Origin of the sequence: Streptomyces sp. NPDC005899 (assembly GCF_040629645.1) — a bacterium.
GTDB lineage: Bacteria > Actinomycetota > Actinomycetes > Streptomycetales > Streptomycetaceae > Streptomyces.
This window is the reverse complement of sequence record NZ_JBEXWB010000398.1, coordinates 1-5,258: the sequence shown is the minus strand read 5'-3', so window position 1 is coordinate 5,258 and position 5,258 is coordinate 1. Positions and strand designations below refer to the sequence as shown.

Sequence of the window (5,258 nt, the reverse complement as noted above, 5' to 3'; positions counted from 1 at the left end):
GGGCGCACCCCGGTCCGGGTGCTGCACGCCCGCGCACCGGTCCGGATGGTGCAGCCCGTACGCCGGTCCCGGTGGTGCGGTGGGCGTATGCCGGGCCGGGCCCGCGGTCGTGCCTGCGGGCCCGGGGGTGGCTCAGGCGCGGCGGCGGGCCACCTCGTAGAGGACGATGCCCGCGGCGACCCCGGCGTTCAGGGATTCGGCGCCGCCCGGCATGGAGATGCGGACCCGGTAGTCGCACGTCTCACCGACGAGGCGGCCGAGGCCCTTGCCCTCGCTGCCGATGACGATGACGACGGGTCCGGCGAGGGCCTCGAGGTCCTCGACCGTGTGCTCACCGTCGGCGGCGAGGCCGACGACGGTGAGGCCCGCCTTCTGGTAGCCCTCCAGGGCGCGGGTGAGGTTGGTGACCCGGGAGACGGGCGTGCGGGCCGCCGTGCCGGCCGACGACTTCCAGGCGCCCGCCGTCATGCCGGCCGCGCGGCGCTCGGGTACGACGACGCCGTGGCCGCCGAACGCGGAGACGGAGCGGACGATCGCCCCGAGGTTGCGGGGGTCGGTGACACCGTCGAGCGCGACGATGAGCGGGTCCTCGTTGTTGTCGTACGCGGCGGAGGTGAGGTCCTCCGGGTGCGCGTACTCGTAGGGCGGGACCTGGAGGACGAGGCCCTGGTGGTTCAGGCCGTTCGTCATCCGGTCCAGCTCGGGGCGCGGCGCCTCCATCAGGTTGATGTTGCCGCGTTCGCCGGCGAGCTGGAGGGCCTCGCGGACCCGCTCGTCGTTGTCGATGTACTGCTGGACGTAGAGGGTGGTCGCCGGGACGCCGTCGCGCAGGGCCTCGTAGACCGGGTTGCGGCCGACGACCATCTCGGACGTGCCCTTGGCGCCGCCGCGGCGCGGGGCGGGGCGGCGGGCGGCGGCCTGCTTGGCCTGGGCGTTCGCCACCCGGTTCTTCTTGTGTCCCTTGCGGGCGGAGGCGGGCGGCGTGGGTCCCTTGCCCTCGAGACCACGGCGTCGCTGGCCACCGCTGCCGACCTGCATGCCCTTCTTGTTGGACGTGCGGCGGTTCCTGCGCTGGCTGTTCCCGGCCATGACCTACCTGTTTCGTTGCTTCAGAGAGACGTCGTCAAGTGAAAGTGTGCCGCCCGGACGGCCGGGCGGCACATTTGCGCTGTTCACGCGGGGTGCGGTGGCTCTCCGCTCAGCGCGGGCCGAGGGTCCACCTGGGTCCGCCCGGGCTGTCCTCGATGACGAGGCCGGACTGGTTGAGCTGGTCCCGGATGGCGTCGGCGGCGGGCCAGTCCTTGCGCTGGCGTGCCGACTGGCGCTGGTCGAGGACGAGTCGTACGAGGGTGTCGACGACGCCGTGGAGGTCCTCGCCGCGGTCGCTCTCGCCGGCCCAGTGCGGGTCGAGCGGGTCGAGTCCCAGGACGCCGAGCATCGCTCGGACCTCCGCGAGGCGGGCGACGGCGGCTTCCTTGTCGTCGGCGGCGAGGGCGGAATTGCCCTGGCGGACGGTGGTGTGGACGATCGCGAGCGCCTGGGGGACCCCGAGGTCGTCGTCCATGGCCTCGGCGAAGGCGGGGGGCACCTCGGCGGCCGGGGCGACCTCGCCGCCCGCCTTCTCGACGACGCGCTGGACGAAGCCCTCGATGCGGGCGAACGCGGACTCGGCGTCGCGCAGTGCCTCTTCGCTGTACTCGATCATGGACCGGTAGTGCGGGGTGCCGAGGTAGTAGCGCAGGACGATGGGGCGCCACCGCTTGACCATCTCGCTGACCAGCACGGAGTTGCCGAGGGACTTCGACATCTTCTCGCCGGACATGGTGACCCAGCCGTTGTGCACCCAGTACTTCGCGAACTCGTCGCCGAAGGCCTTGGCCTGGGCGATCTCGTTCTCGTGGTGCGGGAAGACGAGGTCGATGCCGCCGCCGTGGATGTCGAAGGCGCTGCCGAGGTACTTGTGCGCCATGGCGGAGCACTCGAGGTGCCAGCCGGGGCGGCCGCGGCCCCACGGGGTCTCCCAGCTGGGCTCCCCGGGCTTGGCGGCCTTCCACATGGCGAAGTCGCGCTTGTCCCGCTTGCCGGTCTCGTTGTCGCCCGAGGGCTGGCGCAGGTCGTCGAGGTCCTGGTTGGAGAGCTCGAGATATCCCTCGTACGAGCGCACGTCGAAGTAGACGTTGCCGTCGGCCTCGTAGGCGTGGCCGCGCTCGATGAGGCCGCGCATCATCTCGACCATCTCGGTGATGTGCCCGGTGGCGCGGGGTTCGTACGAGGGCGGGAGGCAGCCCAGGACGTCGTAGCCCGCGTTGAACGCGCGCTCGTTCTCGTACCCGATGGACCACCACGGGCGGTCGAGCTCGGCCGACTTCTGGATGATCTTGTCGTCGATGTCGGTGACATTCCGGATGAACGTCACGTCGTAGCCCCGGTGGTCGAACCAGCGGCGCATGATGTCGAAGTTCAGTCCGGACCTGATGTGCCCGATGTGCGGGGCGGCCTGGACAGTCGCGCCGCAGAGGTAGATCGAGACACAGCCCGCTGTGAGCGGGACGAAGTCACGGATCTGCCGGGCGTTGGTGTCGTACAGGCGAATAGTCACCCCTCAAGGGTAGTGGGCGCGCGCGAGTGCCCGGAGCCCCCGGGTGTAATCCTTGCGTCACGTTCTTCCGGCGGTGCGGTGGGGAAGGCGTGTCCGCGGTGCGGTGCCCCTGCCGGGTGCGCGGCCGGGGCACCGCACCGTAGGGCCGGGGCGCTCCCGGGAAGGAGCGGCGGGCCCGGTGCGCAAGCCGGCCGCCGGACCGTGGCGGCGCCCGTTCAGGTCTTCCCCGCCCGCTCGCGCGCCGGCGTGCGCCCGGGCAGCCTCAGGGCGAGTCCGGCCCCGGCGAGCGGTACCGCGGCGAGGACGGTCCACAGCACGGGTTCCGGTGCGCCCAGGAGCGTGCCGGAGGCGGCGCTCCCCAGCAGGACGGCCAGTCCCGAGACGGAGGACAGGGCGCCGGTGGCGAGGCCGAGGCGGCGGTCGTCGACGAGGTCCGGTACGAGTCCCCGGGCCGCCGGGACGAGCAGCATCTGGCCAAGGGTGAGCAGGACGACGAGGGTGGCCCCCGGCAGCAGCCCGGCCGGGCCGCCGGGGGCCAGGGGCACGGCCGCGAACCCTCCGGCGACCACCGCGAGTCCGGCCACGAGCGCGGTGCGGGGGGCGATGCGGCCGGCGGCCCAGCGGGTGAGGGGCAGTTGGGCGGCGACGACCAGCAGTGAGGAGAGCGCGAAGAGGACACCGAGCGCGCTCTGCGACCCGGTGGCGCGCTCGACCTCGGCCGGCAGCGCCAGATAGAGCTGGTTGTAGGAGACGAGGTAGGTGCTGTAGGCGAGGCAGAGCACGAGGAACGGTCCGTCGGTGAGGACCGCGCGGGCGGTTGCCGCGGGTTCCGGGACCGTGGGGCGGACGCGCGGCCGGCGGGGCATGAGGCGGGCGTGTCCGGCCAGCACCCCGGTGAAGACGACGGCCCCCGCCAGGCAGGCGGCCGGGAACCCGCCTCCCAGGAACAGCAGCAGCGTGCCGAGCAGCGGCCCGACGAAGGCGCCCGCCTGTCCGGCGGCGGAGAACACGGCGAGCACCTGGGCGCGTGGGGTTCCGGTGGCGCGTTCGTGGGCGACGGCGGCCCGGGCGGTCTCGGACTCGACGGCGGGCGAGAACAGTGCGGCGGCGAAGCCGATGAGCAGGACGGCACCGAGGACGGTGGCGGTGGTGGCGGCCCGGGCGAGCCAGCAGAACCCGGCGATGCGCAGCACGCACCCGGCCAGGACGACCGGGCGGGGCCCGTATCGGTCGGTGAGGGCCCCGCCGACGACGAAGAGGCCCTGCTGGCTGAAGGTGCGCAGGCCGAGGACGAGTCCGACGAGCCAGCCGGCCATGCCGAGACCTTCCCCGAGGTGTCCGGCGAGGTAGGGCAGCACGGCGTAGAAGCCGGTGTTGAAGGCGAACTGGGTGGTGGTCAGCAGTCGGAGGTAGGCCCGGGGCGCGGGGGCTTCCCGGGCGGTTCCGGCGCTCTCCCGCCGGCCGGTCACGTGCGCTTCCTGCCGCGTACGGCTGCCGGGACGAGCACCGCGAGGGCACCGAGTGCGGCGAGTGCTGCGGCGGGGGCGAGGACGGGCCAGGGGGCCCGTTCGGCGTACGGCATGTTCTCGGAGAGCATGCGGCCCCACTCCGGTGCCGGGGGCTGGGCGCCCAGGCCGAGGAAGCCGAGCGAGGCGAGGGCCAGGGCGATGGCGGGGATCCGCAGGACGGCGTGGCGGACGACCGGTGGGACGACGCCCGGCAGCAGGTGGCGGCGCAGCAGGTGGCCCGGTCCCGCCCCGAGGGCCCGGGCCACGTCGACGTGCGGGGCGGCCCTCTCCTGTGCGTACAGCGCCGAGGTGTGGGCGGCGAGGGGGGCCCAGGCGACGGCGGCGACGGCCGCCGCGGCGCCGAAGGGGCCCGGCCCGGTGACGCCGGCGACGACCAGGCCCGCCAGGACGGCGGGCAGGGCGTTGGCCGTCTCGGTGAGGGCTCCGGCGCGCAGCGCCCCGGCGGCCAGGCCGAGGAGCAGGGTGACGGCGCTGACCGCGACGGCGAGGAGGACGGTCCGGGTGGCTCCGTGGCCGAGCCGGGCCAGGACGTCGCGGCCCAGCGAGTCGGTGCCCAGGGGGTGGGCGGCCGAGGGTGAGGCGAGGCGGGCGGCGGCGTCGACGTGCAGGGGATCGCGCAGCAGGCCCGCGACGGCGACCGCCGTCAGGAGCACCGCGAGGGCCACGGCGGCGGCGGGGACCGTGCGGCGCACGGGCAACGGCGGCGCGACGAGGGCGGGCAGCGCACGGTCCGCCCGGGCGGGGCCGAGGAGCGCCCGGGATCCGAGCCGGGCGGCGAGTCCGGCGGCGAAGCCCAGCAGGAGGAGCAGCAGGACGCAGGCCTGGAGGACGGGGAGGTCCTGGGCGAGGGTGGCGGCCAGTGCCGTGGAGCCGAGCCCCGGGACGGCGTACAGCGTCTCGACGGCGACCGCTCCGCCGGTGAGCCCGGTGACGATCAGGCCGAGCTGCGGCAGCAGGACGGGGGCCGTGCGGCGCAGGGCGTGGGCGGCGATGCGGCGTGGCGGTATGCCGCCGGCGGTGGCGGCGCGGGCCCAGGGTTCGGCGAAGGCCGCGGGCAGGGCGTCGCCGAGCAGGCCGTCCTGCCCGCCCTCGCGATGGGCGTCCCGGCCGGCGCCCTGCTCGGGCGGCGG

General features: G+C 74.7%; 4 protein-coding genes. All 4 read right to left on the bottom strand.

All coding sequences use genetic code 11. From position 1 onward, the window contains the following. Positions 1–132 precede the first annotated feature (132 nt). On the bottom strand, positions 133–1,089 hold the full coding sequence (gene rlmB / locus ABZ371_RS28495; RefSeq protein WP_358684839.1) for a 23S rRNA (guanosine(2251)-2'-O)-methyltransferase RlmB: 957 nt from the start codon (positions 1,087–1,089) through the stop codon (positions 133–135). A 109-nt stretch (positions 1,090–1,198) separates the two neighbouring features. Next, the gene (cysS, locus tag ABZ371_RS28490; protein WP_358684837.1) at positions 1,199–2,599 is read right to left on the bottom strand and encodes a cysteine--tRNA ligase; all 1,401 of its coding nucleotides are present in this window, start codon (positions 2,597–2,599) and stop codon (positions 1,199–1,201) included. Between the two features lie 215 nt (positions 2,600–2,814). Further along, entirely contained in the window at positions 2,815–4,068 is a 1,254-nt protein-coding gene (locus ABZ371_RS28485) for an MFS transporter (protein WP_358684834.1), read from the bottom strand. Next, a partial coding sequence (locus ABZ371_RS28480) for an ABC transporter permease subunit (protein ID WP_358684832.1) occupies positions 4,065–5,258 on the bottom strand: 1,194 nt, incomplete at its 5' end. The genes ABZ371_RS28480 and ABZ371_RS28485, both read right to left, overlap by 4 nt.

Coding starts and splice junctions, on each gene's coding strand:
- rlmB (WP_358684839.1), bottom strand. CDS start 1,089: ATGGCCGGGAACAGCCAGCGCAGGAACCGCCGCACGTCCAACAAGAAG.